A 26,893-nucleotide genomic window follows, 5' to 3' on the forward strand; every position below is an offset into this window, starting at 1 on the left:
ATAATTAGCAAAAAATCAGAGGAAGGTATATATGCTAAACTTAGATGCTAAAACATTGAATCAGTTCAAAGAACGTTATGAAGCCGATAAGCAGAGCCTGGCTGTCGCCGGTGCAATTGCCAAAGTTGGCCTGAATGATGCTTCTGTTAATCCGGAAGTTCTGCGCCGTCATACTTTTGTCTTTTCTGAAGAGCCGAAAATCGGTAAAATCACCAATCAGAAATCATCCGGACGTTGCTGGATGTTCTCCGCTTTGAATGTTGCCCGCTTGGATATTATGCAAAAATTCAATATGGAAACTTTCGAGTTTTCTCAAGCTTACACTTTCTTTTATGACAAGTTGGAGAAAGCCAATTATTTCTTGGAATCAATTTTGGAAACGTTGGATGAAACAACAGATTCCCGCTTGATTAAGCATTTGTTGCAAGCTCCGGTGCAAGACGGCGGACAATGGGATATGTTCAAGGGTATTCTGGCTAAATACGGTTGCGTGCCCAAAGAATTAATGCCGGAAACTTTCCACTCTTCCAATTCTTCCAGAATGGCTGCTTATTTAACCACAATGTTGCGCTCCTTTGCCTGCGAGTTAAGAACACAGCATTTTACTGCCGGTAAAACAGCAGAAGAATTAAGAGAAGCCAAAGCCGAAATGCTCTACAAAGTATACAATTTGCTGGTAAAGTGCTTAGGTCAGCCGCCGGTGAAATTCAGCTATGCTTATCGTAACAAGGACAAGAAATATGTCCGTTTGCCGGAAACTACACCGCAGGAATTTTTCCGTACTTATGTTGCTTGGGATTTGGAGAATATGGTGTCATTAATTAATGCGCCGACGGCGGATAAGCCTTACGGTCATACCTACACCGTTAAATTCTTAGGCTCAGTCAAAGAGGCCGCTCCGATTTGCTATCTCAATGTCCCGATTGATGTTTTGAAACAAGTTGCCGTTGCTTCCATCAAAGACGGTCATCCGGTCTGGTTCGGCTGTGATGTCGGGAAAAATCTGCTCGGCAAAGAGGGAATCATGGATTTGGACAGCTTCAATTATGATTTAACTGTGGGCGAATATCAGCACATGAACAAGGCCGAACGCTTGGACTACAGCGAGTCGTTATTGACCCACGCTATGGTTTTGGCCGGTGTGGATTTGGATGAAAACGGCAAGTCTTTGACGTGGAAGGTGGAAAACTCCTGGGGTAAAGACGTCGGCAAAGACGGTATTTATTCGATGAGCGATGCCTGGTTTGATGAGTATACTTACCAAATTATGGTTAATAAAAAGTATGTGCCGCAAGAATACTTGGCCGCCTTGCAGGAAAAACCGAAGGAACTTGAACCTTGGGATCCGTTCGGTGCCTTGGCGATGATGCAATAATTGTTGCAGAGATAATATAATAACGGCGTAAGCGGAATTTTTGCTGCTTACGCCGTTTTTTATAATTAATTGTGTTACTTCAGCTCCGTATCCAAATAACTGAAACGATCATACATATCGCTGCCCATCTTAAATTATTGTGCGGGAAGTAAAAGTAAAGATTTCACAGCTAAAGTAGAGGTAGCAAAAGCCGCAAGTAAATTGAAACCGCCGCAAGCAGCATCTATATCCAGAAGTTCACCGACAATATGGACGTTGGCGGCAGCTTTACAGGCCATGGTATTCGGGTCAATACAAGTACGTTTAATTCCGCCTGAAGTAACTTGGGCATGAAGTAAATCGGCAACATGCCAATCAACGCTGTGCCAGTGACAGAAAACTTCAAGAAAATCCGCAGCTTCGGCGGTAGTTAAATATTTAACCGGCATAGTCGTTTGATGCCGATATTTTTGCGTAAGCAGCTTTTCCCGAATAGAATTTTGCAAACGTTCCGGTAAGGGCAAATTTTGTTTCAACCATAGCCCTAACGGCCTTTTATCGCGTTCATGAATCGCCTGTTTTAATTTTTCCGACGCTTCTTTAATTGCTTCGGCCGGTAACCAAGTGACGGTTAAGGAGTTATCCTCTGCTTTTTCTCGGAGAAATCTTGCCAGATTCATGGCACAAGGCCCGGAAAATCCTTTTTTATTAATCAGCAGGTCGCCTTGCAGCGATTGCCGTTTCAAGCGTTGATAACGGCGTTCTTCTTCCTTGCTTAAACGGGACAATGTTTCCCAGGTTAAAGTCACATCAGTCAGACTTATTCCTTGTAAATCAGCTAGAGGAAAGTCATTTTGCTGTAAAGCGGCCAGAGCCGGTTTAGCAGGATAAGCCGAACAATTAAACTGTTTATTAGCTGTAAGTCGCTCGAGAAAAGCGCCGTCGGAACCGGTTTTAGGGTAGCTTGCTCCACCTGTTGCCAAAATCGCGGCCTTAGTGATGAATGTATGTTTGCTGCCGGGGAGAATAATTTGCTGTTGCCCGTCCATACTTATATCCGTAATTTTTTCAGCATAATAAATGGTAGAGAGGGGGTTAGCTAAGGCGGTATGTAGTAGTTTGCTTGTAACTTCTTTGGCCTGATTGGATTTAGGGTACAGCCTTCCCTGCTCGTCGTAGTATGTAGCTATATCCATGGAATATAGGAGAGAACGCAGGAGCGCAGGCGTCAGATATTGGCGCGCTTTACGCAAGAAGTCTTTGGCGGCAAAATATTTTGCCGCTAAAAGTTCTTCTGTAAGGTTGGTGGCCAAATTAGCTCTTTGTCCGCCGGTTAAATTCAGCTTTTTACCTGCCTGCTCCTGACCTTCAATGAGAGTAATTTTCAAGTTGGCGGCAAGAGTGAACTTAGTTAAATCCGCTTGCCAGAGGTCTTTTACTTCCGTTTCTACATAAGGGCGATTCAAAGCTTCAAGAAATTTGCCGTTACGCAGTAAGGTAATTAAAGCGGCGGCAAACAAACCGCCGGCGCCCATGCCGACAATGGCCAAATCTGATGTAATCTGCTTGCGGTTCAAGTCCATAAAATTCTCTGTTAATAGTGAAACTGCCGCACCGGTTACAGTACGGCAGAGAAATTTGTGCAGTTTTTATGCTTGGGTGTCTTCCATCGCTGTCGGCAAATAAGAACCGTTAAATTCCTTGAGCGTGCTGTTTAGGGCTGCCAGACTTGCGTGCGTACGCTCAATTTCTTTCGCCCGTTTGATTTTGAGAGTAGTTGTCATCAGGAAATCGTCCAAAGTAAATACTATATAGCGAATATATTTGTAAACGGCCAATTGCTCATTCAGCTTGGCGATTTCAGCCAATAAATATTCTTTAACAGCTGTGAGATTGAGTTTCAACGTCGGATCAAGTTCACCTTCCATACAAGCAGCAGGCAGCGCTTCGGGATTGAGCTGTAATTTAGCAACAATATCTATTTGTTCTCTGCTGTTGCCTTCACCCCAGCACAAGGCGTTTTTGATACCGGGTATATGACATAATTTCGCTTCAATCTCTTCCGGGAAAACTTTTTTACCGTTCGTTAAAACAATCATCGACTTAATGCGGCCGGTAATGTAAAGACAGCCCTGATCGTTCAGATAGCCGACATCACCTGTATGCAGCCAACCTTCGGCATCTATAGCCTGCGCAGTTTCTTCTGCGTTATCAAAGTAGCCCAACATAACATTTTTACCGCGGACGCAGATTTCACCTTTCAAAGGTTCATTGGCCGGATAGAGAAAACGTAAAAAATTAAATTTGTTCAGGCCGCTGTTATCACCCTTGTTTTCGTAGTAACTCGGTTTCTCATCCGACAAAATCTGCAGCTCCAAATCGGCGCAAACCAAACCGACGGAACCTAACATATTAATATTCTGATTATTGCAGGAAATTAAAGGAGCAGCTTCCGTTAAACCGTAACCGGTCCACAACTCTATACCGATGTCGTTAAAGAAGTTGGAAATAGCCGGATCTAAGGCGGCAGCGCCGACAACCATCCAATGCAAATCACCCAGTTGTTCAATAATTTGTTTAAAAATCATCCGGCGATTATCCAAACCCAACTTCAACATACTGTTGGAAGCCATACGGGCAATTTCAATCTGACGTTGCTTCTTTTGCTTAACTATACCGCGCCAAATTTGTTTATACAAAGCTTCGACAATAGCCGGAACACAGAGAATAATCTGAATTTGCCAATCTTTCAAATTGTAAGCGGTGTAACGCAAGTTATCGTTGATATGAATAGCTATACCGTAATTCCAAAAACCGTACATGCCGCAGGTGTTTTCAAAAGTATGATGTAAGGGCAGCAGGGATAAAGCTCTGGAACCGACAGGAATTTTCAGCAGTCTGGCAGCCTGACCGGAATTGAAAGCAATATTTCGATGACTCAAAAGTACGCCCTTGGATTGGGAAGAAGTACCGGAAGTGAAGATTAAAGAGGCCGGAGCATCAGGGTCGAGAGCGATTTGAGCAAAACGATGATCACCGGCAGCTATTGCCGCATAACCGGCCTGCAGAATATCCGCAAAAGCCAGAAAGCGCCGATCTTCCTGCTGCAAAGTATGCGCCAGGTCGCAATCGTCGAGGACAATCAGCGTTTGCAAAGAATCAACCTCGGGAATAACCGATTTAACCAAGTCGTAATGTTTGGCATCAAAGGCCAGAATATCAACGGCAGCGCGTTGCAACAGTACTTTCAGTTCGTTAAGAGACAATTGCTTATCTAAAGGCACGGAAACACCCAAACCGAATAAAGTCGCATTGTGCTGCACGATCCATTGATAAGAGTTTTCCCCGATTACGCCGATGCGATGTCTTTGTTCATCCAAGGAGACGGTAGAACCGGCCGAACCGTAAGCAGCCGGCTTATTAACAGGGGAGGCGGGAGATTTAACGGCATAATCCGGCGGCAATTTTACAAGTCCCAGTTGCAAAAAACCTGTTCCCAGAGCTTGAATATCGTCCTGTAAATTTTGATAAGTTTTATGTACACAGGCCCCCTTTGCCTGCAGTCGATAAATGTAGGCGTCATTATTGCCGTATTGGCTGACACAGTAATTCAGCAGTGCCCGTAAATCCGAGAAAACAGGATGTTCGACATAAGTTTTGCCTTTTATATAGTTCATAGTGTTAACCGTCCTAAGTTAAATTCGTGCCGGCGCACGTTTAGCTTATTTTAGCATTATTTAAGCCGCTATGTTGAAATAAGCGGAAAGAAAAGGCGATACCTTTGCGGTACCGCCATCGTTGCTTGGTAAGTTGAGCTTGCAAGCAGCCCTTAACGTTTGTATAAATCCATGAAGTAAGCGACTCGCTTCGCAATATCGTCGGTTAAAGCGCCGCGCCGCATCCGCCAGACCCAGTTATTGCCCATAGTAGCCGGCAGATTTATTCTGCCTTCGCTGCCCAGACCTAACAAGTCCTGCACCTGGACAACGGCCAAATTGCTGACTGTCGCCCAAGCGGCACGCATCATACCCCAGTTATAGCCTTCATTATCATCAATATGCAGATACTCCCGCGCATATTGCACAACATCCTGCGGTACTTCCTGCATCCAACCGTAAACGGTATTATTATCATGCGTACCGATATAGACACAAGAATTCTTAATATAATTATGCGGTAAATAATCGGCATTTTCGTTGCGATTGAAGAAAGCGAATTCCAAAACATACATACCGGGCAAACCGGAATCGGCTAATAATTTCTCCATCGACTCTGTGACAAAACCCAAATTTTCGGCAATCATTTCATTTTGCGGGAAGCACTCTTTGATTCTTTGGAAAAATTTCAAGCCCGGACCTTCGCACCATCTGCCGTTTCTGGCCGTAGATTCGCCGAACGGTACGGCGTAGAAAGCGTCGAAACCGCGGAAATGATCCAAGCGCAAAACTTGATAAATTTGAAATTGATGTGCTAAACGTTCCATCCACCAGGAGAAATTATCCGCTGCCATTTTTTCCCAGTTATACAAAGGATTACCCCACAACTGACCGTCGGGTGAGAAACCGTCGGGTGGGCAGCCTGCAACTTCAGTCGGATTTAAATTGCCGTCCAGGAGAAATTGTCCGACATTGGACCACACATCGACGCTGTCGGCGGCAACATAAATAGGTAAATCGCCGATGAAGCGGATCCCGCGTTCCTCAGCATATTGCCTCAAAGCGTACCATTGGCGGAAGAAAAGATATTGAATAGCTTGCCAATAATAAACTTCCTGTCCCAGTTCATTCATCCAGTTGGAGACTTTATCTTCGCTGTAATAGCGATAATATTCATCCCAACTTTGCCAAGGACGCCCGTTGAATTTTTGCTTCAAAGCCATGAACAGAGCGTAGTTATTCAGCCATTTCTGCTCTTTTTGCACAAAATTTTGAAAATCCGCTTGCAGGGAATGGTGCCGCAAATTATCGCAGGCAATGCGCAAAACTTTAATTCTTTCATTATATAAGATACCGTAGTTAACTTTCGTTTCATCGTCGAACCAATGAATGTGTTGATAATCGTCAGGTTTAAGCAGACCGGAATTGCTCAAATCGTCAAGATCAATCCAATAAGGATTACCGGCAAACGTTGAATATGATTGATACGGCGAATCCCCGTAACCTGTAGGACAAACCGGCAAAATTTGCCAATATTTTTGTTTGGACGTTTGTAAAAAATTAACGAAATTACGTGCTTCCTGCCCCATTGTACCGACGCCGTAAGGTGACGGTAAGGAAGTAATCGGCATTAATAAACCTGCTGAACGCTGCATAAACAAAACCTCTTTCAATTGATAACAATCAAACTTATTGTCCGTTGTGCTATTATTGTAGTAAATTTTCAGTCGTTTTGGCAACATTTAAAGTATTTTTTTAGCTAAAGTAGAGAATTGATTTATGATAAATACACAAGAACAAGAGAACTTACAGGCAAATGTCGAAGAATTGAAGCAGCCGGAAGCATTTATGCAAATAAGAAACAAGGGCGATTTTGAACCTTTGGTGGATATTCCCGAGCCGAACTTAATCAATTTAATGAAATTCGGTAAGATTGATGAGCGGAAAAGGCGGCAGGAACAGCAAAGTATGCAAAACCGGGAAGCAGCCTTACCTTTGCAACCGCAAAAGAAAGCGTTGAAGATCAACGTCGATGTGCCGTCAGTGACTATGGATACTCCGATTAAACGGGGAAAAGTCGGGCGCAAAAAAAGGAAAACAGGCGGCAAACGGGTTTGGCTGATACCGCTTATAATTTCGTTACTCCTGCTGCTGCTTATTGCCGGAATTTTGCTGTTACGTCGTTATAAGCAGGAAACACCGATGAATTTTCAGAAACGTCTAAGCAAATATGAACGCTCTTTAGTAGCAGCAGCCAGAGAAACGGGCGTCTGGCCGTCAGTTACGGCAGCGCAGCTTTATATTGAAGCCGGTGACGGTCCCAACAAACTGGCCGATTGGGATAATAACGGCTTCGGTTTGAAATGGCATGATAATATGGCGCGCCGCCATCGCAACGCCGCCTGGCCGGTGACATACGAAACGAAAGAGTATATTGACGGAGAATATGTAACGATTGACGACCTTTTCGGGAAATTTGCCAATTTTGAGATCGGAATATTCGAACATGACCGTATCTGGTGGAACGGCTATCACGAGGAAGCGCGGGAAGTGCTGATGAATCTGGCGGACGGAACAAGAGAACAGTTCATTGCAGCTATTTTGCATTATGCCACCGACCCGTCTTATCGAGCGGCTATTACGAAAGTGATTAAAGAACAGAAATTGGATTATTTGGATAAATTGGCTTTCCCCGACGGTAAACGCCTGCGCGCCGGCTTCCCGGATTTGCAAAGACGGGAAGAACAGGAAGCTTTGGAAGATTTTGTCAAAAGAAGAGATGAAAAAGCAGCCGCAGAAGCAGCCGAAAAAGCCGGGAAAAAATCCCGCTCGCAGCAAACGGACAAAAATCAGGGACAAAATACAAGTAAACCGGCAGCGACAATAAGTCGAAAAAAATTAAAAGAGGAAGTAAAAGCCTTGCCGGATGAACAAAAAACGGAGATATTGCAAACAGTCAAAGAAAAAATGTTCCGTCAAATCGGGCAATATCCGGATGACGGCTATAATGTAAAGAATCTGGTTAGCAAAAACTTACAACAGGCGTTGACAAGGTAGGTGAAAATATGCGGACAAAGTTAATTAGAGCCGATATAGGATTATGGCAGCAGGTAAATTGCCATCTGGCAGTCTATGCCGCCTGTCTGGCTCGTAAAATGTTGCGCTTCTTACATCGGGGCGCCACTGTTTTTCCGGGTAAAGTAGCTTTACGTCTGGTACCGAATATCCTGTCTTATCTGGTCAGCGGCCGGGATTTAATCTTTGTTACGGGAACTAACGGTAAAACCACTACTGTCCGTTTCCTTGTGAAAATTTTGGAAGCGGCCGGTTTTAAGGTGATTACCAACGTTTCCGGTGCTAATTTAACCGACGGTATAGTAGCGGCGATACTGGAACATTACCAAGACTTGATTAACGATAATCCGAATCCGACTGAGAGCAAGTTGGTTCTGGTGATGGAAATTGATGAGGCTTATTACGGCAAATTAGGTACGCAAGTTCCGTGGCTGATTACTGTTTTAACGAATTTATTCCGGGATCAGCTGGATCGCTACGGCGAATTGTCCACAACCAGAAAACTTATAAGCAAAGGCTTAGGTTGTCAGGCGGACAGTAACTGCAAGGAATTGGCCCCGAGCGGACGAACTTTTATAACTTGCGCCGATGATGCTATGAGTATGAGCCTGTATCGCTGTCATAACGGTAAAATTTTGACATTCGGAACGGATGCGGCGGCGATGAAACCGGGACATCCGAGTAAATTGGGTGACGGCAATTTCTGCTATTTTTGCGGGCGAGAATTGCAATACAGCGCCTACAATTACGCACATTTGGGCATCTTCAAATGTGAAAGCTGCGATTTCTGCCATCAGCCGGCCGACCTTGTGTTTAAGCCGCTTACCCCTAAGGCGGCAGCTGCGGCGGAAGCAACCGCGGCAACAGCCGGCGCTGCCGACAGGACCCGGAACAGGAACAATTATGAACTTACATATGCCGGCGAAAAAGCCGCGTTACATTTATGCGTCGGCGGTCGCCATAATGCTTACAATGCTGCTGCAGCCCTTTTGGCGGCGACGGACTACCTGCACAGCAAGCAAATAAAAGACTTTTCTTTACAAAAAATGGCAGCGTCTTTGAGTAAAATCGAGGCGGCCTTCGGGCGGATGGAGCGGATTGAATTACCTGACAATAAAGAAATTTGTCTGATTTTGGTCAAAAATCCGGCCGGCTTCAATTTGGCGTGGGATTATTTGCATGAACAATCCGATTTGGGCGGCTTGTGTCTGGCTCTTAACTCCAAGGTTAACGATGGCAAAGATGTTTCCTGGATTTGGGATATTTCTTTGGAGACCCAAGGCTTACAGGCGGCTGATTTTGCCGAAATTGCCGGCGAGAACTATCGGATTTTCCTGGGTGGAGAGCGGGCTTTGGATTTAGCTTGCCGCTTTTACTATGCCGGTTACCCGGCCGAGCATTTGCAGGTGGAAAAAGATTATAATACTTTGTTGGATCGGGCCATAGCCGCAACACCGGCAGGCAAGTGTCTTTATTGTTTGCCGAACTACACAACGATGTTGGCGATAAGAGCAGCTTTAGCCGCCAAGTACAATTTACGGGATTTTTGGCTGGAAGATTAGACCAAGCGGCTGAAGTTAAGGTAAAAAAGAAGCGGGAGACTTAAATGGAACTTGAACAGGCGAAATTGAAATTAGCGTGGCTTTATCCGGAATATTTGAATTTATACGGCGATCAGGGAAATATTATTTGCTTGCAAAAGCGAGCCGAATGGCGGCATATTACCTTGCAGGTCGACAAAATAAGTTTGCAGGACGAGTTTAAGGCAGCTGCTTATGACCTGGTTTTTATGGGCGGCGGTCAGGATCAGGAACAGGAGGCCCTTCATCAGGATTTATTGGAAAATAAAGCGACGGAGTTGCGTAAATATATTCGCTCCGGCGGGGTGATGCTGACTATTTGCGGCGGTTATCAACTTTTAGGTAAATATTACAAAAGTGCCGACGGCAAACTGACTCCCGGGATAGATGTTTTACCTTTAGTTACGCTCGCTCAGAGCCGCCGCTTGATAGGCAATCTGGCGTTTGTCGCCGATTTACCTCTGCCTGAAGCCGACAGACGGATGTACGGCTTTGAAAACCATAGCGGTTTAACTTATTTTTTAGATGAACGGGGCGAGATGCTGCGCGGAGAGAAAGAGACTGAGGCGGCAGCCCGTTTTGCTTTCGGACGCGTGATTAAAGGCAACGGCAATAACGGAGAAGACGGCTATGAAGGTTGTCATTATCTGAATTGCTTCGGCACTTATGCACATGGAAGTTTCCTGCCGAAAAATCCGGCTTTTGCCGACTACCTTTTAACAACGGCACTACAGAAAAAGTATAAATTGGCGGCCGATTTCACTCTGCCGCCGTTGCAGGAAAATATACTTACGGCTCTGCGGGCCCAATTACAACAGTTACAGGCGTAAGGCGGAAAGAAGGTTGAAAATGAAGTATAAATTGATTTCTTTTGATTTGGACGGAACGCTGGTCAACACTTTACCGAGTTTAGCTTATGTCGGTAATTTGTGGTTGCAGGGTTTGGGTGTAAAACCGGTAGCGCCGGCCGATTATGCGTTTCTGGTAGGTCGCGGTTCCAAAAATCATGTAATCGATTTGTTGAAGTATGTCGATTACCCGCCGTATGATGCCGAATTTTTGCAAGTACAGTGGCAGCGCTATATAGAATTGTTGAAAAACAACGGTACTTACCAAGTGCAGCCTTATCCGGGTTTGGTTGAATTGCTCGAAAACTTAAAAAAAGCTGATATTTCCTATATTGTTTATACCAACAAAAAGGAAACTGTTGCTGCCCGGGTTTTGCAGGCTGCTTATGCCGGCACGGGCATTGATTTCCCGACAATTTACGGGGACAAGCCCGGAAATATCATCAAGCCGGACGTTACCCGTTTACTGGCTTATATGAAGGAACATAGGCTTTCACCGGCGGAAGTTATGCACGTGGGAGATACCAATGTTGATATGCAGACGGCGCATAATGCAAAAGTCACGGCGACCGGCGTGTTGTGGGGTTTCAGAGACAAAGCTGAATTACAGGCTGCCGGAGCTGATTATCTTGTGCAAACGCCGGCAGAATTGCAACGCTTAATTTTACAGAATATTTAACTCGCATCCTACAGGCGGCCCTTCTACTTGCGGTCCTTCTGTTTGCGTCCCGACATTCGGTCGACGGCTGAGACGGTTGATAGTTTTACGGCAAATCGCTGCTTGGCGCAGAAGCAAGCTGCAGCAGGTCAAATTGGTATCTTTGCTTGAAATTACAGCGCCAAAGTGTTGTCGGTAATCCCTGTTGGATAAGAGCGGCAATTAAAGCGGCATCCCGCTGCCAGGGCAGTAAAATTAAGGATTGGTCCAATAAAGCTTGTAAATTATGCAGAATTTCCTGCGCTGTATGCAGTAAATCGGCAATCTGTTTTTGCGGCTCTGTCAATTCCTCCGGACCTTTGTCCCGATAAATGGTTTTCTTGGCCGGATGTTTTTGCCGCCGCTGCAGCAGCGGCAGTTGTTGGAGGCGGAGCAATTTCCGCTCGTAATTTTGCCGAATAAGCTTTCCTTTTTCCGACATGAGCAAAATATTGTACTGTTGGCGGCGTAAATCGTCACTCAAGTCATCCAATGCATCTATTAAATAAATCCAGGCTCCGAGATAAATCCCGATTACCTCCAGACAGGGACTGAGAAGCTGTTTTTTAACGGTTGTCGTAAGTTCAGATCTATCTGTCGGCGGAACTTGCAGCGGTAGGAGCGGTAAGCAACGGAAAATTTCTCCGATGACGGCGGCAAAGGCCAAAGTACAGTTATAAGCGGCCGGGCAGCAGGAAAGCAAAGGCGCCAGGACCTGTTTAATTTGTTCGGCACAAGCTGCCTGCACGCCGGCCGGCAGCAGAGCTTCAATGTTTTTATAATTATGGCGATAAAGACTTTCCAAGCGGTTGAAATTCAGCATGCCGGCCTTAATTTCAGCGGCAATCTCAGGATAATTGGTCGCCGCCTGCCGGAAAGTTTTCTGAAATAAACGCTTAACGCCGAAGGTACGCAGCAGATGCTCCTTATCCGCTTGATCATCGAGCAACTTCTGTTCCGCCAACAAAACACTGATATTAGCGGCATAGTCGAGACAGCTCCAATGATGAGCGACCGCCGTTTTTTTTCCGAAATGTTCCAAACAACGCTCAGGTTGAAAGAGAGGGTCCGTATTCTGCGGGAAAACGGTCAAAGCTTCTGCCAGGAGGACCATGAAAGTTAAATCGTATGACAGCATAAAACGCGGTAATTGCCCGAAATTATCAGCTAAAGCGTGACATAAACTGCAATAAACACTTTTGTAACGCTCGTAATCGGGAGGACTAAGTTGGACTTTGTAAAAACGAATATAACCGTACATAAATAAACCTTTCCTTCTAATATTAGCATAAATATGAGCTGCGAACTTTCTTCTTTGGCGCTTAACTCCACGGTATTTTCGGGCGACTGCAGTAAGTATGTGCTGGAATGATGGCAACGGATGCTTTCAATCCGGAATGTAGTGGACTGATCAGGCAGCGGCAAAACGACATTAATAAATTTATTAGCTCGCTTTGGGGATGTCGAAACAGTAATTATGATTGCACATCGCTTGAAAACGGTTAAGCAGGCGGATAAGATTCTGGTGCTCGATCACGGCAGAATTGTACAGCGGGGTAAACATGCGGAATTGCTGCAACAGGACGGACTTTATCGGCAGTTGATTAATGCGAGAAGCGAAGCTGTGAAGTGGAAAATAAGTAAATAAAAATGGGTGAAAGCCGCTTGCCGGCAATTTCTTCGCTTGCTTTGGCCGAAATTTAATAAATGGTATTATCTTTGTGCTACAATTAAAGAATTAATTAACCGATGAAAGTGTAGGAACAGTCGATGGAAAACGGCAGAAGTCCTTATGATATCCTGGGTTTGCAATACGGAGCCGGTAAGGAGGAAATCCGGGAAGCTTATCGCAATTTGGTACGTCGCTATCAACCGGAAAATTATGTCGGTAATCCTTTGGCGGCATTGGCCAAGGAGAAGTTGGCGGAAATTAACGCCGCTTATGATGAACTGATGGGAGCGGGCAATTATTCGGCGCACACATCCGAAACTGATTCTGCGAAAAGAACAGGAACCCATTATTACCGCCGGGACGACGATTACGAAGATTTGGAAGACGGCGTGGTTGATCCTTGCAGCGGTCGTTCTTATCCCTCACGTAGAGACTATCGCTATCGGCAAACGCAAGTTACGCCTTGTTGCTGTTGCTTACCGGCAGGCGGCTGCTGTCAGGCGCTGGAAACCCTTTATTGTCTTGATTGTTGCTGCGAGTGTATGGGCGGCGATCTTTGCTCTTGTTGCTGATAAGGGAGAAAAATATGTTGCAGGCACGGTTGCGCACTTTGAGCCTGACGGCTTTGACGGCGACATTAGCGGCGTTAGTAATGCTGATTATTAAAATCAGTCCGCTGAAAGATATTCCCTTTTACTTTCTGCTGCTTTGCTTACAGGCTTTAGTGCTGAGAATTTTCGGCATTAAAACGGCGTGCGAGTATTATGTCGTTAGTTCCGTGCTGGCCCTGCTGATTTTGCAAATTCCCTTCTGTTTAAGTTATATTTGCTTGGTTGCGACTTGGCCTTTTGTCAAATATTTTTGCGAAACATATATTTTAAGCCGCTTGCACGAGCGAAAAATATCTCTGTTTTTCGGCCTGCTTGTAAGTAAAATGTTTTTTATTTCTATTTATCTCGGCTTAACACTTGTATATTTGACTATGTTCGTAAAAATTGAACCGTCCGTCTTACTTGCACGGCGACTTTCTTTGGCACTGCCTGCCGCCGCTTGTTTCAGCATTTTTGCAGTAGCTTTTTATGTTGCAGCGTTGGCAGTCGACTGCCTGTTAAGTCGAGCTTTGCTTTATTTTGAGGTTAATTGGCGGGAAAAATTACAGAAATATTTGCACAATAAATGAAAAATTAAGTGCTTATTTACAGACCGATAAGCGCGCCGCGGGAATATATAGTAAAATATACGGAGTTATTGCATAGTATTAAGGTAAAAATAATGACACTTGAATTACAACGGAAATTAAAACTTAAACGTGCCGTCGCCTGTCTGTTGGCTGTACTTATTACGGCTTTAACAGCTTGTCGGGCACACAGAAATTCCAATATGGAAAATCCGACAGATGCATATGCCGATGAAATTTGTCAAAAATTAACCGAGCAGGGGGTTAGAACTCCCGGCAGTGAAGCAGCTAAGGCAGCGGCGGAATATATTAAATCCGAATTCCAAAAATTGGGCTATGTGCCGGAAGAACAGCCGGTTGCCGGAATGGACGGTGCCAACATTGTAGTCAGGATACCGGGATTTAATATGCGCTACAATCAGCGTGATTTGCAAAATAAAGCCCGTTATATAACTCTCGGCGACAGTTACGCCCGCAGCAGCGGAATTGCAGTAGTTATGGCCCGGTATACGACTGTGACGGCCAAAGAAATTACGGAGGCCGACGGTTTGTGCGACAATGCCGCCGGGGTAGCGGCTTTGCTGAAACTGGCCAAACAGCTGAAACAGAATAAAGTCGGATATGATGTAGTTCTGGCGGCAATTTGCAGCAACAACAGCGAAGGCGGCAGCGCTCTTTTGCAGAGTTTGAAGACGAACGAAAATAAAATAGCTGTAGCCTACGAATTACGCAATATATTCGGCGGCAGTCGCCTTTATGCGCATGCCGGGTGGAATTCTCTGAACAACGAAATGAAGTACGCTCATCGCCTGCCGGTCTATCAAATCGTCGATTTGGCTTTGGAAGAAGGATTGGGCGGCAGTCAAAGCCCCTATGAATCAATTTACACCAATCAATCGGGCTTTTCCGTGGCTTCACCGTTGAACAGCGCCGAGAGTGTAGTTTACCGCGAGTTTACTTCGCATGAATCGGATTATCGCGCTTTCGATGCAGCCGGTATTGATACCGTGTATATAGAAAGCTGGAATTATGCTGCCAAAGATTTAGCCGGAATTAAACAAACGGACAGTCGTTTGTTTGCCAACAGTAAGGGGCAACTTTCAGGCACCAATAATGATAATTACAAAACTTTAATGCAGACTTTCAGTCGGGAACAGCTGATAAAACGTGTTAATTCTGCGGCTTTTATCGTTCTTAGAGCGTTGATTAAAGGCGCGTTGGATTCCAAGGTCAACAGCATTAATTATTAATGCTTAACTTTTGATAAACAAAGGCGGGAAAATGATGGAAACGGAAAAGTTGTTGGAAATTTTGGCAGGTGTTAAGAATTGTGCCGTAACGGCCGGCCGCTATTTTAAGCAGGCGGCGATTGAAAAAATTGCGGAGAAAAGCGGAAATTCCGACTTGGTAACGAATGTAGACCGCCAAACGCAACAGTTGATTCAAACGCAATTGCAGCAGTTACCTCTGCAAGCGGCTTTTGTCAGCGAAGAGCAGGAGAACACGGATTTAACGGATGAATACACTTGGATTGTAGACCCGATTGACGGGACCAGCAATTATATTTTCGGACGCGAAATGTCTTTCGTTTCCATTGCTCTGGCTTATAAAAAACAGACGGTTTTAGCATGTTGCTATAATCCTTATAGAGATGAACTCTTCTGGGCTGTTAAAGGTCGGGGAGCTTATATGAACGAGCAGCATCTTTGGATCAAACCCAGACCTTTGGCGCAGTCCTTGCTGGCTGTGGGAACGGCACCTTATGACAAAGACGTCAGCGATGCTACTTTCAGCTGCTTGAAGGATTTGTTCAATGCCGGACTGGATATCCGCAGAAGCGGTTCCTGTGTCGCCGATTTGTGCTATTTAGCCAAGAACGAACATCATGCTTTTTATGAAGCGAAAGTCAGTTTATGGGATTATGCCGCCGGGGCCTTGATTGTGGAAGAAGCGGGCGGAGAAGTTAATATTAATGCCGATACTTTACATTTGGGCAAAACCTACATTATGGCCGGAAACAGCGATAATTTTGTGAATTTGAAAGCAATTTGTTATCGCTACATCGAGGCAAACAATGCTTGATGCGGTAATTTATCAACCTATAACGGCTTTAGGAGATTGTTCTCTGAAAATAAGTCTGCCGCTTTTACAACTTATGGGCTTGCGTACCGCGCCGCTGGCTAATTCTGTCATGACTTCATCGGGTGCGTATCCCGGTTTGGCTGCTAATTCTGCTTGCGGCTTACTTACGGATTTGGCCCGGCAATTACAAAAATTGCAAATTGAGCCCCGTTCTCTACTTACAGGTTATACGAGAGATCTCGCTTTATATGAGGAAATTCAGCAATTTAAGCAGCAATTTCCGGCTTGTCTCGTCTGTGTCGACCCTGTTTTGGGAGATAACGGTAAAATGTACGGCAGTTTGCCGGCGCAAGCCCTTGCAGCCGCTGTCAAGCTGTTAAAGATTGCAGATTTTGTCACGCCCAACGCGACGGAAACACAATTGCTGTTAGGTGAGAAAGTAAGCGATTGGCGTACGGCGGCGCAAAAACTGCAGCAGCTGGGTGCCAAAAATGTTTTATTGAAAGATTGGCCTGCAGCTACGGACGTGGGCGCGGGCGCAGGTGCGGAAAAGAATCAAAGCAGCGGCTGTAATTATTTTCTGTCGTCCACCGGGGAGCAGTATACTTCAACTTTTGCACGTTACGGGATTGGCGAAGTAACAGCTTATAGCGGCACGGGCGACTGCTTTGCCGCTTTATTTTGGGGAACTTATTTAAGAACCGGCGATTACAGGCGGGCCATGGAACAGGCAGGTAAATTAACCGGTCTGGCAGTCAGGGTCAGTAATGATTTTTGGCGTAAGCAAGCAGCTGCCGGGAAAACTACAGGTCCTTACAGTCTGCTGTGGCAACATTGTTTACCGGTGCTGGCGCAAGAGCTTGCCGGCGAAGGAGGAGATTTTCAGTGGATGAACTTATCGGCAAAGAGGTGAAACATCCCCGATTCGGTTACGGACGCATTAAAAATATCAAAAATAATTATATTGAGGTGGTCTTTGCCGGACAGAGTAAAATCTTTCAATATCCGCAAGCCTTTGAAACTTATTTGCAAATACAGGATTCGGCCGGGGCTGATTATGTAAGGAAAATATTGCGTGACAGCAAGTTGGCCCGGTAGGCTGAAAGTACGAAAACGGCCAAATAACGAAAATTATATGCAAATTGCACAAATAAACCTTCTTTTAGCAGGAACAATCTGTACAAATTCTATATAAATGCTATACTAACACTGAATTTTATCCAAGTTTTCGAGCCCTTTAGAAAGTGAAAAGTATGATTAAAGCGGAATATGAAGGAATAAATAAAAGCAGCCCGAATGAGATGGGAAAGATGCATGCTTTGGAACGTATCGACTTTATTTTAGGGACTTTGAAACGGGATAAGGTTGTTTTAGTTACGGAACTGAGCAAACAGCTTAATGTTTCGGAAGAAACGATTCGCAGCGATTTGAAAAAACTGGAAAAACAGGAACAGTTACATCGGGTTCACGGCGGAGCTTATTTGAATGAAGGCTACGGCAATGAAACCCCTTTTGTTGTCCGCAATCGTATTTTATGCGCCGAAAAAGCCTTAATTGCGCAGCGCTGTCTGCCTTTGATTAAAAATCGCGAGACTATATTTTTGGATTCCAGCAGTACAGCTTTGAATTTAGCCAAGGCCCTGGCGGAGTCGGGCAAACGTCTGACAGTTATTTCCAATTCGCTGGAGATAGCGAAAGTTTTTGCTTACAGTAATGAGGTCCGGCTGGTTATTCTCGGCGGTGAACTTAATCGTTCCTGTTCGGCATTTGAGGGCAATTTGGTCACGGAACAATTGGCGGAATATTATATATCTACCGCTTTTGTCAGTTGCGCCGGGGTGAACCTGCAAGCAGGCATTACCGATTCCGTTCAAGGTGAAGCCATTGTACGTAAAGCGGCTTTATCACGCTGCTACCACAGTGTCTTATTGGCGGATGAAACAAAGTTTCAGGAAGGCGGTCCTTATGTTATTGCCAATCTGGCGGCAATAGATTATTTGGTTTCGGACGGCCTGGTGGCCAAAAGCAGCCCGGAAGTTTATGAATACCTTGTAAGTACCGGTAAAAGTATCATCGATGCGGCTTTAAATTGAGGCGTTTATATAATCTGCTCCCGCCAAAGGGTGCAATAAAAAACAGTATAAAATTTTACAGGCACTGTCTCCGGCCGAAAATATTTCCAAAATTATGGTATACTTTTGTTTATGAAATTGAAGCCTGATTGAAGTTCGATAATTTGGAGGCGGCATGAGAACAGTACCTATATTCATACAAATGTTCAAGAGAATTAAGCGCCGTCTTATTGCAGGCAATTCGTATATAATTTACCGACATAATCTCAAGTTTACGTGTTAGAAGGTGTTTTATGGACGTACAGACGGCGAAGTTACAAGTGTTGGCTTACAGCAAAAAAGCTTATAAAGAGAAGCTGATGGCAGGAACAAGCGGTAATCTGAGTGTCTGTATTCCGGAGAAACACTGTTTTGTTATTACCCCCTCTTCTGTAGATTATAATGAGATGCAAGCGGAAGATTTGGTTCTGCTTGACTTTTCCGGTCATGTGCTGGAGGGCCATTATCCGCCTTCGTCCGAATGGCGTTTGCACGCCGGTATATATAGAAATATCCCACGGGTTGCAGCAGTAGTACACACCCATTCACCTTATGCGACAGCTTGTGCGGCGGCCCACTATACAATACCGCCTGTTTTAATCGAAATGATACCTTATGTCGGCGGCAGCGTGGAGGTAGCACCGTATGCGCCCCCCGGATCGGAAGAAATTGTCCAAACCGTTTTGCCTATTCTGAAAACTAAGAATGCCTGCCTGTTGGCCAATCACGGCGTTGTTGCCGTCGGCGAAGATTTACAGGCGGCCTATATCAACAGCGTATACACGGAAGATGCGGCCAAGATTGTTCTTTTGGCCCTGGCAGCCGGCTTACAGCCTCAAAGTATTCCTGAATTTTCCGAACATGAAGAGGATAGAAACAATGAAAAATAATGCTGAAATTAAGAACATTTTTCTGAATGAAAACCGGGACGCGGTAGTCATTTTGGATCAAACGCAACTGCCGAACAGAACGGCGTATTTGGAAATCAACGATCTTAAAGATTCGTATGAGGCGATTTTACAGTTAAAAGTACGCGGAGCCCCGGCTATCGGCATATTTGCAGCCTATGCTTTGGCGGTAGAGGCTCGCAGATTGGCAGCAACGCTCACCGATACAACCTTGCTTTTAAGCAAATTACAGGAAGCGGCAGCATATCTTAATTCCGCCAGACCGACGGCGGTGAACTTAAGCTGGGCTTTGCAGAGAATGTGCGCATATGCTGAAACGCTGCGGACGCAACAGCCTTTAGCGCTGGCTGACGCTTTAATTGCGGAAGGCGAAAAGATTCAGGCGGAAGATGCCGACATGTGTTATAAAATAGCGCAGTACGGACTTTCCCTGCTGCGAAAAGACAGCGGTATCTTAACGCATTGCAACGCCGGACCTTTGGCCACGTCACGTTACGGCACGGCCTTGGGACCGATACTTTTGGGGCAGGAAAAATCGTATAATTTTCATGTCTTTGCCGATGAAACAAGACCCTTGCTCCAAGGTGCCCGCTTAACGGCCTATGAATTGGCGCAGGCGGGAGTTGATGTAACTTTAATCTGCGACAATATGGCATCAATTGTTATGAAAAGCGGCAAAATTCAGGCCTGCCTGGTCGGCTGCGATCGCGTAAGTGCCGCCGGCGATGCCGCCAACAAAATAGGAACATCGGGGGTAGCGATTTTAGCAAAATATTACGGGATACCTTTCTATGTTCTGGGCCCGAGTTCGACCATAGATTTTAATTGTGCGACAGGTGATGACATTAAAATCGAATTAAGACCCGACGGCGAAATAACTTCTAAATTTTATCAAAAACCGATGGCACCGGAAAATGTCCGTTGCTATAACCCGGCGTTCGATGTTACCGATCACAGCTTAATCAGCGCAATTATTACTGAAAGAGGTATTGTCTATCCACCTTATCGTGAGAATTTGGCCAAGTTATTCTCCGATCGGCAGGCAGATGCCTGCAAACACTGATACTTGGTACTTTTTTTGCTAAATACAGTTATTGTTCAGCAATAACTGAGAAAAGAAGAGGTATTTATATGAAGAAATTGTTATGCAGCTTAATGAGCTTAGCTCTCGTGGCCGGCATTTTGACAGCCTGTTCCAAACCGGAAAGTGCTGAAAAAGCAGCTGAAACCGCTAATACCAAGGCTCAGACCGCTGCGACGGAACAAGGCGGAAAACCTGCTGCAAAAGGCTTGAAAATAGCTATTGTGACAAGTCCTTCCGGCGTTGATGACGGTAATTTCAACCAGGACAATTACAACGGTATCCTGGCGTTCTTGAAAAAACACAAAGATGCTCAAGTTACGCCCGTGCGAGAAGAAAGCGGCGATACAACAGCTGCAGTTCAGGCTGTCAGCGAAATTGTAGCCGATTATGATGTAATCGTCTGCTGCGGTTTCCAGTTCGGCGGCATCGGTGCAGTAGCCAAAGATAATCCCAAAACAAAATTTATTTTAGTCGATACTTATCCTTCCGACGCTGCCGGTAAGGAAGTGAAATTGGATAATGTCTATGCCATGATCTTCAAAGAGCAGGAAAGCGGTTTCTTCGCCGGTATGGCGGCGGCCTTGTCTACCAAAACCAATAAAGTGGCGGTAGTTAACGGCATAGCTTTCCCGAACAACGTTAATTATCAATACGGATTTATGTCCGGTGTCAATTACGCTAACGCCAAATTGGGGACAAAAGCGGAAATTGTTGAAATTCCGTCTTATGCCGGTACCGATGTGACCAAGGCTAATGTCGGCGGTAACTATGTCGGCACATTCTCCGATCCTGCAACCGGTAAAGTTGTCGGTAAAGCGTTAATAGACAAAGGTTGTGATGTGATTTTCGTAGCAGCCGGCGGTTCCGGTAACGGCGTTTTCACAGCAGCCAAAGAAGCCAAAAATGTTAAAGTTATCGGCTGCGATGTCGACCAATACAACGACGGTGCCAACGGCAAAGAAAACATTGTTTTGACCTCGGTACTGAAAGTTATGAGCACTAACGTCGATAAGCAGCTGGAAGCTATCGTCGCCGGCAAGTTCAAAGGCGAAAATGCGCTGCTCGATGTCATGACCGATTCTACCGGTTATGTAAAAAAAGAAGGCAGACAGCAATTAACCCCTGAAGCCATCAAAAAAATGGATGAAGCCTATGCTTTAATGAAACAAGGGAAAATTGTCCCGGCAGCTAATTTTAATAAAATGAAACCGGATAATTTCACGGGATTGAAATAAGCGAAAAGTATAACCCGGCAGTCTAACGGCTTGCCGGGTCTTTTTCACCGAAAACCGTAAAGGAGTATGCAGGTGGAATATATTGTTGAAATGAAACATATAAGCAAACGCTTCCCGGGAATTTTGGCTAACAATGATGTTACAATCCAAATAAAAAAAGGCGAAATCTTTGCTATATTGGGCGAAAACGGAGCCGGCAAATCAACTTTAATGAGTATGCTTTTCGGCATGTATGAACCGGATGAAGGCGAAATATTTATTAGAGGAAAAAAAGAAAAAATCACTTCCCCGGCTTATGCAGGAAAATTGAATATCGGGATGGTACACCAACATTTTAAGTTGGTTTCGGATTATACAATTACCGAAAATATTATTCTCGGATTGGCGGGACAGGAGAAAAAATGGGGCTTTCTGCCGTATGTCGATTTACGGCGGGCATCCAGGAAAATCGCTGAACTTTCACATAATTACGGCTTGGAAGTTAATCCGGACGACATCGTCGGTCAAATCGGCGTTTCCGTCCAACAGCGGGTGGAGATTCTGAAAATGCTCTATCGGGAGGCGGAAATTTTGATTTTCGATGAACCGACAGCCGTATTGACCCCGCAGGAAATCAGCTTTTTGCTGCAAATTATTCGCAAATTGCGGGCGGCGGGAAAAACTATAATTTTAATAACCCATAAATTGGCGGAAATCAAAGAGGTGGCGGATCGCTGTGCCATATTGAATCGCGGTCGCCTGGTGGACGTTCTGGATGTGGCCTCAACTTCCATGCAAAAAATGGCGAATCTGATGGTAGGAAGAGAAGTATCTTTAACCTTACAGAAAAAGCCGGCCGAACCGGGAAAGGATATTCTGCAGGTAGAAAATCTTATTGTCTATAATCAGCACAAATTTCCGGTTGTCAATAATGTCTCATTTACAGTTCGGGCGGGTGAAATCTTCGCCATAGCCGGAGTAGCGGGTAACGGACAGGTGGCATTGGCCGACGCCATAGCCGGTTTGAGGACAAATATCACGGGTAACATCTACCTTAACGGTAAAAACATAAAAAATTTGAATATTCGTCAGCGCACGGCGCAGGGTATTTCCTTTATTCCGGAAGATCGGCAGAAGTACGGGCTGGTTATGGACTTTACTTTAGCGCAGAATTTAATCCTGAAAAGTTATTATCATTTGCCTTTTGCCCGCCACGGCGTTCTGCAGACAGCTGCTATTAACGAATACAGCCGAAAATTGATTGCCGAATACGACATCAGAAGCAGCGAAGGCGGAGCAACAATTGTCCGTCAAATGAGCGGCGGAAACCAGCAAAAAGCAATAATTGCCCGCGAAACGGAATTGCATTCCGAATTGTTGATTTTCGTCCAACCTACAAGAGGTCTGGACATCGGCGCCATTGAAAACATTCATAAACAAATGCTGCAGGAACGGGATAAAGGCAAAGCAATATTACTTATTTCTCTGGAATTGGATGAAATTATGAGCTGTGCCGACACCATCGGCGTTATTTACAACGGACAGATGCAAAAAATCGCAGCGGCAAACACTATGACAACGGCTGAGGTGGGCCGTTACATGATGGGAGTAAAAAGCGATGACGAACAATAAACAAAGCTCTAAGTGGAGTGAACTGAGAGCATATCTCAGCTATGAACGACAACAAAATCTGTTTGTGCCGCTGTTGGCTATTATTTTAAGCCTTATAGTCGGTTCACTGATTATTCTCGGTCAAGGTAAAAATCCGCTGCAGGTATACATGAACCTTTTACAGGGATCAGGTATATTGCCTAAAAGCACTTATGCTGCTTACAAAAATATTTTCAGTGACTTCAGCAGTTTCCTTAATGCTTGGACACCGATGCTTTTCGCTTCTTTGGCTGTTGCTGTTGCCATGAAAGCCGGTTTGTTCAATATCGGTGTTGCCGGGCAAATGTTGACATCAGCCTTTGTTGCTACAATTGTTATCGGTTACAGCAGTCTGCCGGCAGTAATTGCTAAACCTGCAGTTGTTATAATCGGCATCATTACCGGGATGCTCCTGGGCGCTCTGATCGGCTATTTCAAGTATCGCTTCAATATTAATGAAGTAGTTTCTACAATAATGGTCAACTATATCGCTCAGTTTGTCATTAGCTTTTTCATTAACACTTATTATGTTAATCCCGTTTCAAGACAATCGATTTTAATTAACAATCAGGCGAGATTAACTTTAATGCAGATGAAAATCGCCGGCATAAAAGTTGACATACCCTTAGGTATTATTCTGGCTTTGGTGGCCGCCGTAGCTTTGCGCTTTATCTTAAAACGCACAGTTTTCGGTTATGAATTGGCAGCCGTAGGTTTAAGTCGACCGGCAGCCGCTTATGCCGGTATCAACGTCGGGTCAACAATAGTTTCCGCCATGGCCCTTTCCGGTGCTTTGGCCGGTTTGGCGGGTGTAACTTATTATTTAGGCTATTTTGCTTCCATTCAACCGCGAACCCTGGTAAGTACGGGATTTGATTGTATAGCAGTTTCGTTGTTGGCTGAAAGCAATCCTTTAGCTATTATCGCTTTCTCATTCTTAATTACAATATTGTCTAAAGGCAGTACCTACATGAATTCTGCGTCCGGGCTGGAATCTGAAATTTCCGCCGTTATAACGGGAATTATTTTGCTTTTTTCCGCCGGCAGCGTCTACATTCATTATTGCCTCGATAAATGGCGCAAAAACAGAAAGGACAAATGCAAGGTGAATAATAATGGAACGAATCATAATTGACGGCTTATCTTTTTCTTTACCGCTCTTTATTATGGCCATCGGCGGCATATATTGCGAGAGAAGCGGCGTGATTAATTTAGCTTTGGAGGGATTCCAGGGAATAGGTGCCTTCAGCGGCGCTTTAGCGGCAGTTCTGCTCATGCAACGTTGCGGTCTGAGTGCCGACAAAGCCATGTATTTTTCCTTCATTTTTGCCATCGCCGGTGCCGCAGTTTACTCGGCCATCCATGCACTCTTGAGTATTAAATTTAAGGCGAACCAGGTAATCAGCGGTGTCGTTTTGAACATCCTGGCCCTTTCATTGACTATATATTTAACCAAAGTTCTGAATAAAACCCTTTTCCGGCAGGCTTCCGATAAATTTGTTTTAACGGTGTCCGAAAGATTCAATATTCCGTACATCAGCGACATTCCGTTGATCGGCGCTTTCTTTCGGGAAATTTATCCTTTTGAAATAATCGTGCTGCTATTGGCCGTGATATTTTGGTACATTCTATATAAAACCCATTACGGTATGTTATTGCGGGCCTGCGGCGACAACCCGCAAGCAGTCGATGCTGCCGGTAAAAGCGTGGCTTTCGTCAGAACAATCGCCGTTTTAATATCCGGAGCCTTATCCGGGATAGCCGGAATTTGCTTCTCTTACTCTATTTCCGGCAGCTTTTCCTCGTCCAGCTTTGTCGGTTACGGTTATCTGTCCATCGCCGCCATGATTTTCGGCAACTGGAAAATTTTACCGACAATTGCAGCCTGCTTACTATTCGGTTTTGCACGCTCCGGCGGATATTTTATTGTCCAGAAAATGGCCATGCCCGCCAGCTACTCCGACTTGGCAATGACCCTACCTTATGTAATGACTTTACTTCTGTTGCTGTTTTTCTCCAAATACAACCATGCTCCGCGCGCTTTGGGAGAAACTTACGACAAAGGTAAACGTTGAACGGGAGAAACCTGTACTCGCAGCTTAAGCTGTACAATCGGAGAAATATGACAAACACAAGCAAAAACAAAGTCGTTATAATCGGGGCCGGATTCATTGCCGCTACCCATTTAACAGCATTACAGGCAGTAGGTTGCCAAATAGCAGCCATCGTCGACCGTAATACTGCCGCAGCCGAAAAACTGGCTGCAGCTTGCCGGCAAAAACCTGTAATTTGCACGGATTATCGAGAATTACCGGCCGAACTGGAATATGAAGCGGTACACATATGTGTTGCTCCGGCAGCCCATTACGACATAGCAACTTATTTCCTCAACCGCGGTAAAGCTTTAGTGCTCGAAAAACCTTTAACCTTGGTGCCCGAGGAGGCCCTTAGTTTACAAAAAACGGCAGTTGAGCGGCAATTGCCGATTTTAATTTGTTACAATAACCGTTATTATGTGGCCAATAGGCAGATAAGCACAGCATTGCAGGCGAAAAAATGGGGCGAAGTTCTGCTGCTTTATGGAACTTACGAACAGAATTTTCATTTGCCGCCTACTCCTTATTCCTGGAGATTCGCGCCGGAAAAAGGCAACTATGAGCGTGCCGTCAGTGAAATAGCATCCCATTTAATCGACCTGGTACAATATTGGACAGGAGACAAAGTTAATAAAGTCAGCGCCCGCTTCATTAAAAGGCGCCAAGTCTTATATCGCAGTCCTCAAGGAATCTTATTGGATCAGCCGACGCCGACAACTGTCCCGCTCAACATCGGCAACGAAGATATCGCACAAATAAATTTGCAGTTAGCCTCTTCCGCTTTGGTGAATTTATTAGTATCGGAAGTCAGCAGCGGCCAAATAAATTCCCTGAATTTAACGGCAATTTGCAGCGCCGGTAGAGTCCACTGGTCCAATCTCAACAGTGCCTGCATAGACGAATCGGGCAGCAAAGAAATTGACAGCAGTCTGACTATCGGCATGCAGGAAGGAATGAAGGACAGCTATCTTGCCATGTTTCAGAAATTTTACCCGCTTTCACCGCAGCCGAAACTGACTTCAGAACAATTAAACGCCCTGAACGGAGCTGTAGAAAACGTCCTTATTTGCCGCAAAGCATACGAAAGTAATATAGCCGACGGAGCTTATCTGGACCTCTAAACTTAAAATGGCGGCAGTCGATTGGCAACAGGAGGCGGAAGAACAGGAGATAACTTATGAACAGCCGAGCAGAGTATCTATATCGAGTATTAAATATGAAAATGTTGCCGGAAGAGGGGACATTTTATAGCGAAATAAGCAAATCGGAACAAAAAAATGCCGCCGGTGAACCGTTATATTCTTTGATGTACGGCTTATATACTGATGTCCCTTGCAGTCAATCCTATTTTCACCAATTGGAACAGGAAGAAATATGGCAATTTTATGAGGGCGATCCGATAGAATTACACTTGCTGCAAACCGACGGCAGCTATCAAAAAATTATCTTAGGTTCAGAGCCGAGTCTGGGCCAAACCCGCAGTGCGGTAATTGCACCTTATACGCATCAGGCAGCAGCATTGCAGGCGGGCGGAAAATATGCCCTATATGCCTGTATGGTTGTGCCTGCCTTTAATTATCGCTGCTTTCATTTGAGCAATGCCTCCGAATTACAGGCGAAATATCCGCAAGCGGCGGACGTTATTCGGAAAATGACGGCAGCTGTTCAGGTAAAGTCGGCGCCGGACCT

General features: G+C 45.0%; 24 protein-coding genes and 1 pseudogene (1 of these 25 cut by a window edge). 21 read left to right on the forward strand and 4 right to left on the reverse strand.

Going from position 1 to position 26,893, the window contains the following annotated elements; translation table 11 throughout:
* Positions 1 to 31 precede the first annotated feature (31 nt).
* The gene (locus PYS60_RS01235) at positions 32 to 1,375 is read left to right on the forward strand and encodes a C1 family peptidase (RefSeq protein ID WP_315570127.1); all 1,344 of its coding nucleotides are present in this window, start codon (positions 32 to 34) and stop codon (positions 1,373 to 1,375) included.
* 134 nt (positions 1,376 to 1,509) lie between these two features.
* On the opposite strand, the gene PYS60_RS01240 is transcribed toward PYS60_RS01235, so the two are convergent.
* The 3 genes from PYS60_RS01240 to malQ all read right to left on the reverse strand — a co-directional run bounded on the left by PYS60_RS01240 (position 1,510) and on the right by malQ (position 6,752).
* The gene (locus PYS60_RS01240; RefSeq protein ID WP_315570129.1) at positions 1,510 to 2,937 is read right to left on the reverse strand and encodes an aminoacetone oxidase family FAD-binding enzyme; all 1,428 of its coding nucleotides are present in this window, start codon (positions 2,935 to 2,937) and stop codon (positions 1,510 to 1,512) included.
* Positions 2,938 to 3,003: 66 nt separating this feature from the next.
* Positions 3,004 to 5,031 carry an AMP-binding protein gene (locus PYS60_RS01245; RefSeq protein WP_315570131.1) on the reverse strand — a complete coding sequence of 676 codons (2,028 nt, stop codon included), beginning with the start codon at positions 5,029 to 5,031 and terminating at the stop codon, positions 3,004 to 3,006.
* A 152-nt stretch (positions 5,032 to 5,183) separates the two neighbouring features.
* Complete coding sequence (gene malQ, locus PYS60_RS01250; protein WP_315570133.1) at positions 5,184 to 6,752, reverse strand: 4-alpha-glucanotransferase; 1,569 nt, start codon at positions 6,750 to 6,752, stop codon at positions 5,184 to 5,186.
* 37 nt (positions 6,753 to 6,789) lie between these two features.
* On the opposite strand from malQ, the gene PYS60_RS01255 reads away from it, so the two are divergent.
* From PYS60_RS01255 to PYS60_RS01270, 4 genes are read left to right on the forward strand one after another with little or no spacing between them, the layout of a single operon-like run.
* A complete protein-coding gene (locus tag PYS60_RS01255; RefSeq protein ID WP_315570135.1) occupies positions 6,790 to 8,067 on the forward strand; it encodes a glucosaminidase domain-containing protein in 1,278 nt (425 codons plus the stop codon).
* An 8-nt stretch (positions 8,068 to 8,075) separates the two neighbouring features.
* On the forward strand, positions 8,076 to 9,647 hold the full coding sequence (locus tag PYS60_RS01260; RefSeq protein ID WP_315570137.1) for a Mur ligase family protein: 1,572 nt from the start codon (positions 8,076 to 8,078) through the stop codon (positions 9,645 to 9,647).
* A gap of 44 nt (positions 9,648 to 9,691) precedes the next feature.
* Complete coding sequence (locus PYS60_RS01265; protein WP_315570139.1) at positions 9,692 to 10,495, forward strand: type 1 glutamine amidotransferase; 804 nt, start codon at positions 9,692 to 9,694, stop codon at positions 10,493 to 10,495.
* Between the two features lie 19 nt (positions 10,496 to 10,514).
* Positions 10,515 to 11,192, forward strand: a complete 678-nt coding sequence (locus PYS60_RS01270) for an HAD family hydrolase (protein WP_315570140.1) — start codon at positions 10,515 to 10,517, stop codon at positions 11,190 to 11,192.
* A gap of 85 nt (positions 11,193 to 11,277) precedes the next feature.
* Here PYS60_RS01270 and PYS60_RS01275 read toward each other — a convergent pair whose 3' ends face one another.
* Complete coding sequence (locus tag PYS60_RS01275; protein WP_315570141.1) at positions 11,278 to 12,471, reverse strand: DUF5685 family protein; 1,194 nt, start codon at positions 12,469 to 12,471, stop codon at positions 11,278 to 11,280.
* A 204-nt stretch (positions 12,472 to 12,675) separates the two neighbouring features.
* Between PYS60_RS01275 and PYS60_RS01280 the strand changes: the two are divergent.
* The 16 genes and pseudogenes from PYS60_RS01280 to PYS60_RS01355 all read left to right on the forward strand — a co-directional run.
* A pseudogene (locus PYS60_RS01280) lies at positions 12,676 to 12,858 on the forward strand (ABC transporter ATP-binding protein); the annotation flags it as partial.
* A gap of 122 nt (positions 12,859 to 12,980) precedes the next feature.
* Positions 12,981 to 13,454 (forward strand): J domain-containing protein, encoded by a 474-nt coding sequence (locus PYS60_RS01285; RefSeq protein ID WP_315570143.1) that lies wholly within the window; start codon positions 12,981 to 12,983, stop codon positions 13,452 to 13,454.
* Positions 13,455 to 13,468: 14 nt separating this feature from the next.
* Positions 13,469 to 14,062, forward strand: a complete 594-nt coding sequence (locus PYS60_RS01290) for a hypothetical protein (protein WP_315570145.1) — start codon at positions 13,469 to 13,471, stop codon at positions 14,060 to 14,062.
* A gap of 92 nt (positions 14,063 to 14,154) precedes the next feature.
* Entirely contained in the window at positions 14,155 to 15,309 is a 1,155-nt protein-coding gene (locus PYS60_RS01295; protein ID WP_315570147.1) for a M28 family peptidase, read from the forward strand.
* A gap of 31 nt (positions 15,310 to 15,340) precedes the next feature.
* Positions 15,341 to 16,141 carry an inositol monophosphatase family protein gene (locus tag PYS60_RS01300; protein ID WP_315570149.1) on the forward strand — a complete coding sequence of 267 codons (801 nt, stop codon included), beginning with the start codon at positions 15,341 to 15,343 and terminating at the stop codon, positions 16,139 to 16,141.
* Complete coding sequence (locus PYS60_RS01305) at positions 16,134 to 17,054, forward strand: bifunctional hydroxymethylpyrimidine kinase/phosphomethylpyrimidine kinase (protein ID WP_315570151.1); 921 nt, start codon at positions 16,134 to 16,136, stop codon at positions 17,052 to 17,054. The genes PYS60_RS01300 and PYS60_RS01305 overlap by 8 nt, the downstream gene beginning before the upstream one ends.
* Positions 17,027 to 17,239, forward strand: coding sequence for a hypothetical protein (locus PYS60_RS01310; protein ID WP_315570153.1), 213 nt, complete (start codon positions 17,027 to 17,029; stop codon positions 17,237 to 17,239). Before PYS60_RS01305 ends, PYS60_RS01310 begins: the two co-directional genes overlap by 28 nt.
* Positions 17,240 to 17,394: 155 nt before the next feature.
* The gene (locus PYS60_RS01315) at positions 17,395 to 18,234 is read left to right on the forward strand and encodes a DeoR/GlpR family DNA-binding transcription regulator (RefSeq protein ID WP_315570155.1); all 840 of its coding nucleotides are present in this window, start codon (positions 17,395 to 17,397) and stop codon (positions 18,232 to 18,234) included.
* A 272-nt stretch (positions 18,235 to 18,506) separates the two neighbouring features.
* Complete coding sequence (locus PYS60_RS01320; protein WP_315570157.1) at positions 18,507 to 19,142, forward strand: class II aldolase/adducin family protein; 636 nt, start codon at positions 18,507 to 18,509, stop codon at positions 19,140 to 19,142.
* Positions 19,132 to 20,223 carry an S-methyl-5-thioribose-1-phosphate isomerase gene (gene mtnA / locus PYS60_RS01325; protein WP_315570159.1) on the forward strand — a complete coding sequence of 364 codons (1,092 nt, stop codon included), beginning with the start codon at positions 19,132 to 19,134 and terminating at the stop codon, positions 20,221 to 20,223. Before PYS60_RS01320 ends, mtnA begins: the two co-directional genes overlap by 11 nt.
* A 68-nt stretch (positions 20,224 to 20,291) precedes the next feature.
* Positions 20,292 to 21,479: a BMP family lipoprotein gene (locus PYS60_RS01330; RefSeq protein ID WP_315570161.1), complete on the forward strand. Its 1,188-nt coding sequence runs from the start codon at positions 20,292 to 20,294 to the stop codon at positions 21,477 to 21,479.
* Positions 21,480 to 21,551: 72 nt separating this feature from the next.
* Entirely contained in the window at positions 21,552 to 23,090 is a 1,539-nt protein-coding gene (locus tag PYS60_RS01335) for an ABC transporter ATP-binding protein (protein WP_390866538.1), read from the forward strand.
* Positions 23,077 to 24,243: an ABC transporter permease gene (locus PYS60_RS01340; RefSeq protein ID WP_315570163.1), complete on the forward strand. Its 1,167-nt coding sequence runs from the start codon at positions 23,077 to 23,079 to the stop codon at positions 24,241 to 24,243. Before PYS60_RS01335 ends, PYS60_RS01340 begins: the two co-directional genes overlap by 14 nt.
* Positions 24,224 to 25,183 (forward strand): ABC transporter permease, encoded by a 960-nt coding sequence (locus PYS60_RS01345; RefSeq protein ID WP_315570164.1) that lies wholly within the window; start codon positions 24,224 to 24,226, stop codon positions 25,181 to 25,183. Before PYS60_RS01340 ends, PYS60_RS01345 begins: the two co-directional genes overlap by 20 nt.
* Before the next feature lie 47 nt (positions 25,184 to 25,230).
* Positions 25,231 to 26,325, forward strand: coding sequence for a Gfo/Idh/MocA family protein (locus tag PYS60_RS01350; protein ID WP_315570166.1), 1,095 nt, complete (start codon positions 25,231 to 25,233; stop codon positions 26,323 to 26,325).
* Positions 26,326 to 26,381: 56 nt separating this feature from the next.
* Positions 26,382 to 26,893 carry the 5' portion of a cupin domain-containing protein gene (locus tag PYS60_RS01355; RefSeq protein ID WP_315570168.1) on the forward strand. 25 nt of this gene lie beyond the right edge of the window, so only the first 512 of its 537 coding nucleotides appear in the window; its start codon is at positions 26,382 to 26,384; its stop codon lies beyond the right edge, outside the window.

The sequence above is a fragment of the Amygdalobacter indicium genome, assembly GCF_029101545.1.
Taxonomy (GTDB): Bacteria; Bacillota; Clostridia; order Saccharofermentanales; family Fastidiosipilaceae; genus Amygdalobacter; species Amygdalobacter indicium.

Coding starts and splice junctions, on each gene's coding strand:
- PYS60_RS01235 (WP_315570127.1), top strand. CDS start 32: ATGCTAAACTTAGATGCTAAAACATTGAATCAGTTCAAAGAACGTTAT.
- PYS60_RS01240 (WP_315570129.1), bottom strand. CDS start 2,937: ATGGACTTGAACCGCAAGCAGATTACATCAGATTTGGCCATTGTCGGC.
- PYS60_RS01245 (WP_315570131.1), bottom strand. CDS start 5,031: ATGAACTATATAAAAGGCAAAACTTATGTCGAACATCCTGTTTTCTCG.
- malQ (WP_315570133.1), bottom strand. CDS start 6,752: ATGTTGCCAAAACGACTGAAAATTTACTACAATAATAGCACAACGGAC.
- PYS60_RS01255 (WP_315570135.1), top strand. CDS start 6,790: ATGATAAATACACAAGAACAAGAGAACTTACAGGCAAATGTCGAAGAA.
- PYS60_RS01260 (WP_315570137.1), top strand. CDS start 8,076: ATGCGGACAAAGTTAATTAGAGCCGATATAGGATTATGGCAGCAGGTA.
- PYS60_RS01265 (WP_315570139.1), top strand. CDS start 9,692: ATGGAACTTGAACAGGCGAAATTGAAATTAGCGTGGCTTTATCCGGAA.
- PYS60_RS01270 (WP_315570140.1), top strand. CDS start 10,515: ATGAAGTATAAATTGATTTCTTTTGATTTGGACGGAACGCTGGTCAAC.
- PYS60_RS01275 (WP_315570141.1), bottom strand. CDS start 12,471: ATGTACGGTTATATTCGTTTTTACAAAGTCCAACTTAGTCCTCCCGAT.
- PYS60_RS01285 (WP_315570143.1), top strand. CDS start 12,981: ATGGAAAACGGCAGAAGTCCTTATGATATCCTGGGTTTGCAATACGGA.
- PYS60_RS01290 (WP_315570145.1), top strand. CDS start 13,469: ATGTTGCAGGCACGGTTGCGCACTTTGAGCCTGACGGCTTTGACGGCG.
- PYS60_RS01295 (WP_315570147.1), top strand. CDS start 14,155: ATGACACTTGAATTACAACGGAAATTAAAACTTAAACGTGCCGTCGCC.
- PYS60_RS01300 (WP_315570149.1), top strand. CDS start 15,341: ATGATGGAAACGGAAAAGTTGTTGGAAATTTTGGCAGGTGTTAAGAAT.
- PYS60_RS01305 (WP_315570151.1), top strand. CDS start 16,134: ATGCTTGATGCGGTAATTTATCAACCTATAACGGCTTTAGGAGATTGT.
- PYS60_RS01315 (WP_315570155.1), top strand. CDS start 17,395: ATGATTAAAGCGGAATATGAAGGAATAAATAAAAGCAGCCCGAATGAG.
- PYS60_RS01320 (WP_315570157.1), top strand. CDS start 18,507: ATGGACGTACAGACGGCGAAGTTACAAGTGTTGGCTTACAGCAAAAAA.
- mtnA (WP_315570159.1), top strand. CDS start 19,132: ATGAAAAATAATGCTGAAATTAAGAACATTTTTCTGAATGAAAACCGG.
- PYS60_RS01330 (WP_315570161.1), top strand. CDS start 20,292: ATGAAGAAATTGTTATGCAGCTTAATGAGCTTAGCTCTCGTGGCCGGC.
- PYS60_RS01340 (WP_315570163.1), top strand. CDS start 23,077: ATGACGAACAATAAACAAAGCTCTAAGTGGAGTGAACTGAGAGCATAT.
- PYS60_RS01345 (WP_315570164.1), top strand. CDS start 24,224: ATGGAACGAATCATAATTGACGGCTTATCTTTTTCTTTACCGCTCTTT.
- PYS60_RS01350 (WP_315570166.1), top strand. CDS start 25,231: ATGACAAACACAAGCAAAAACAAAGTCGTTATAATCGGGGCCGGATTC.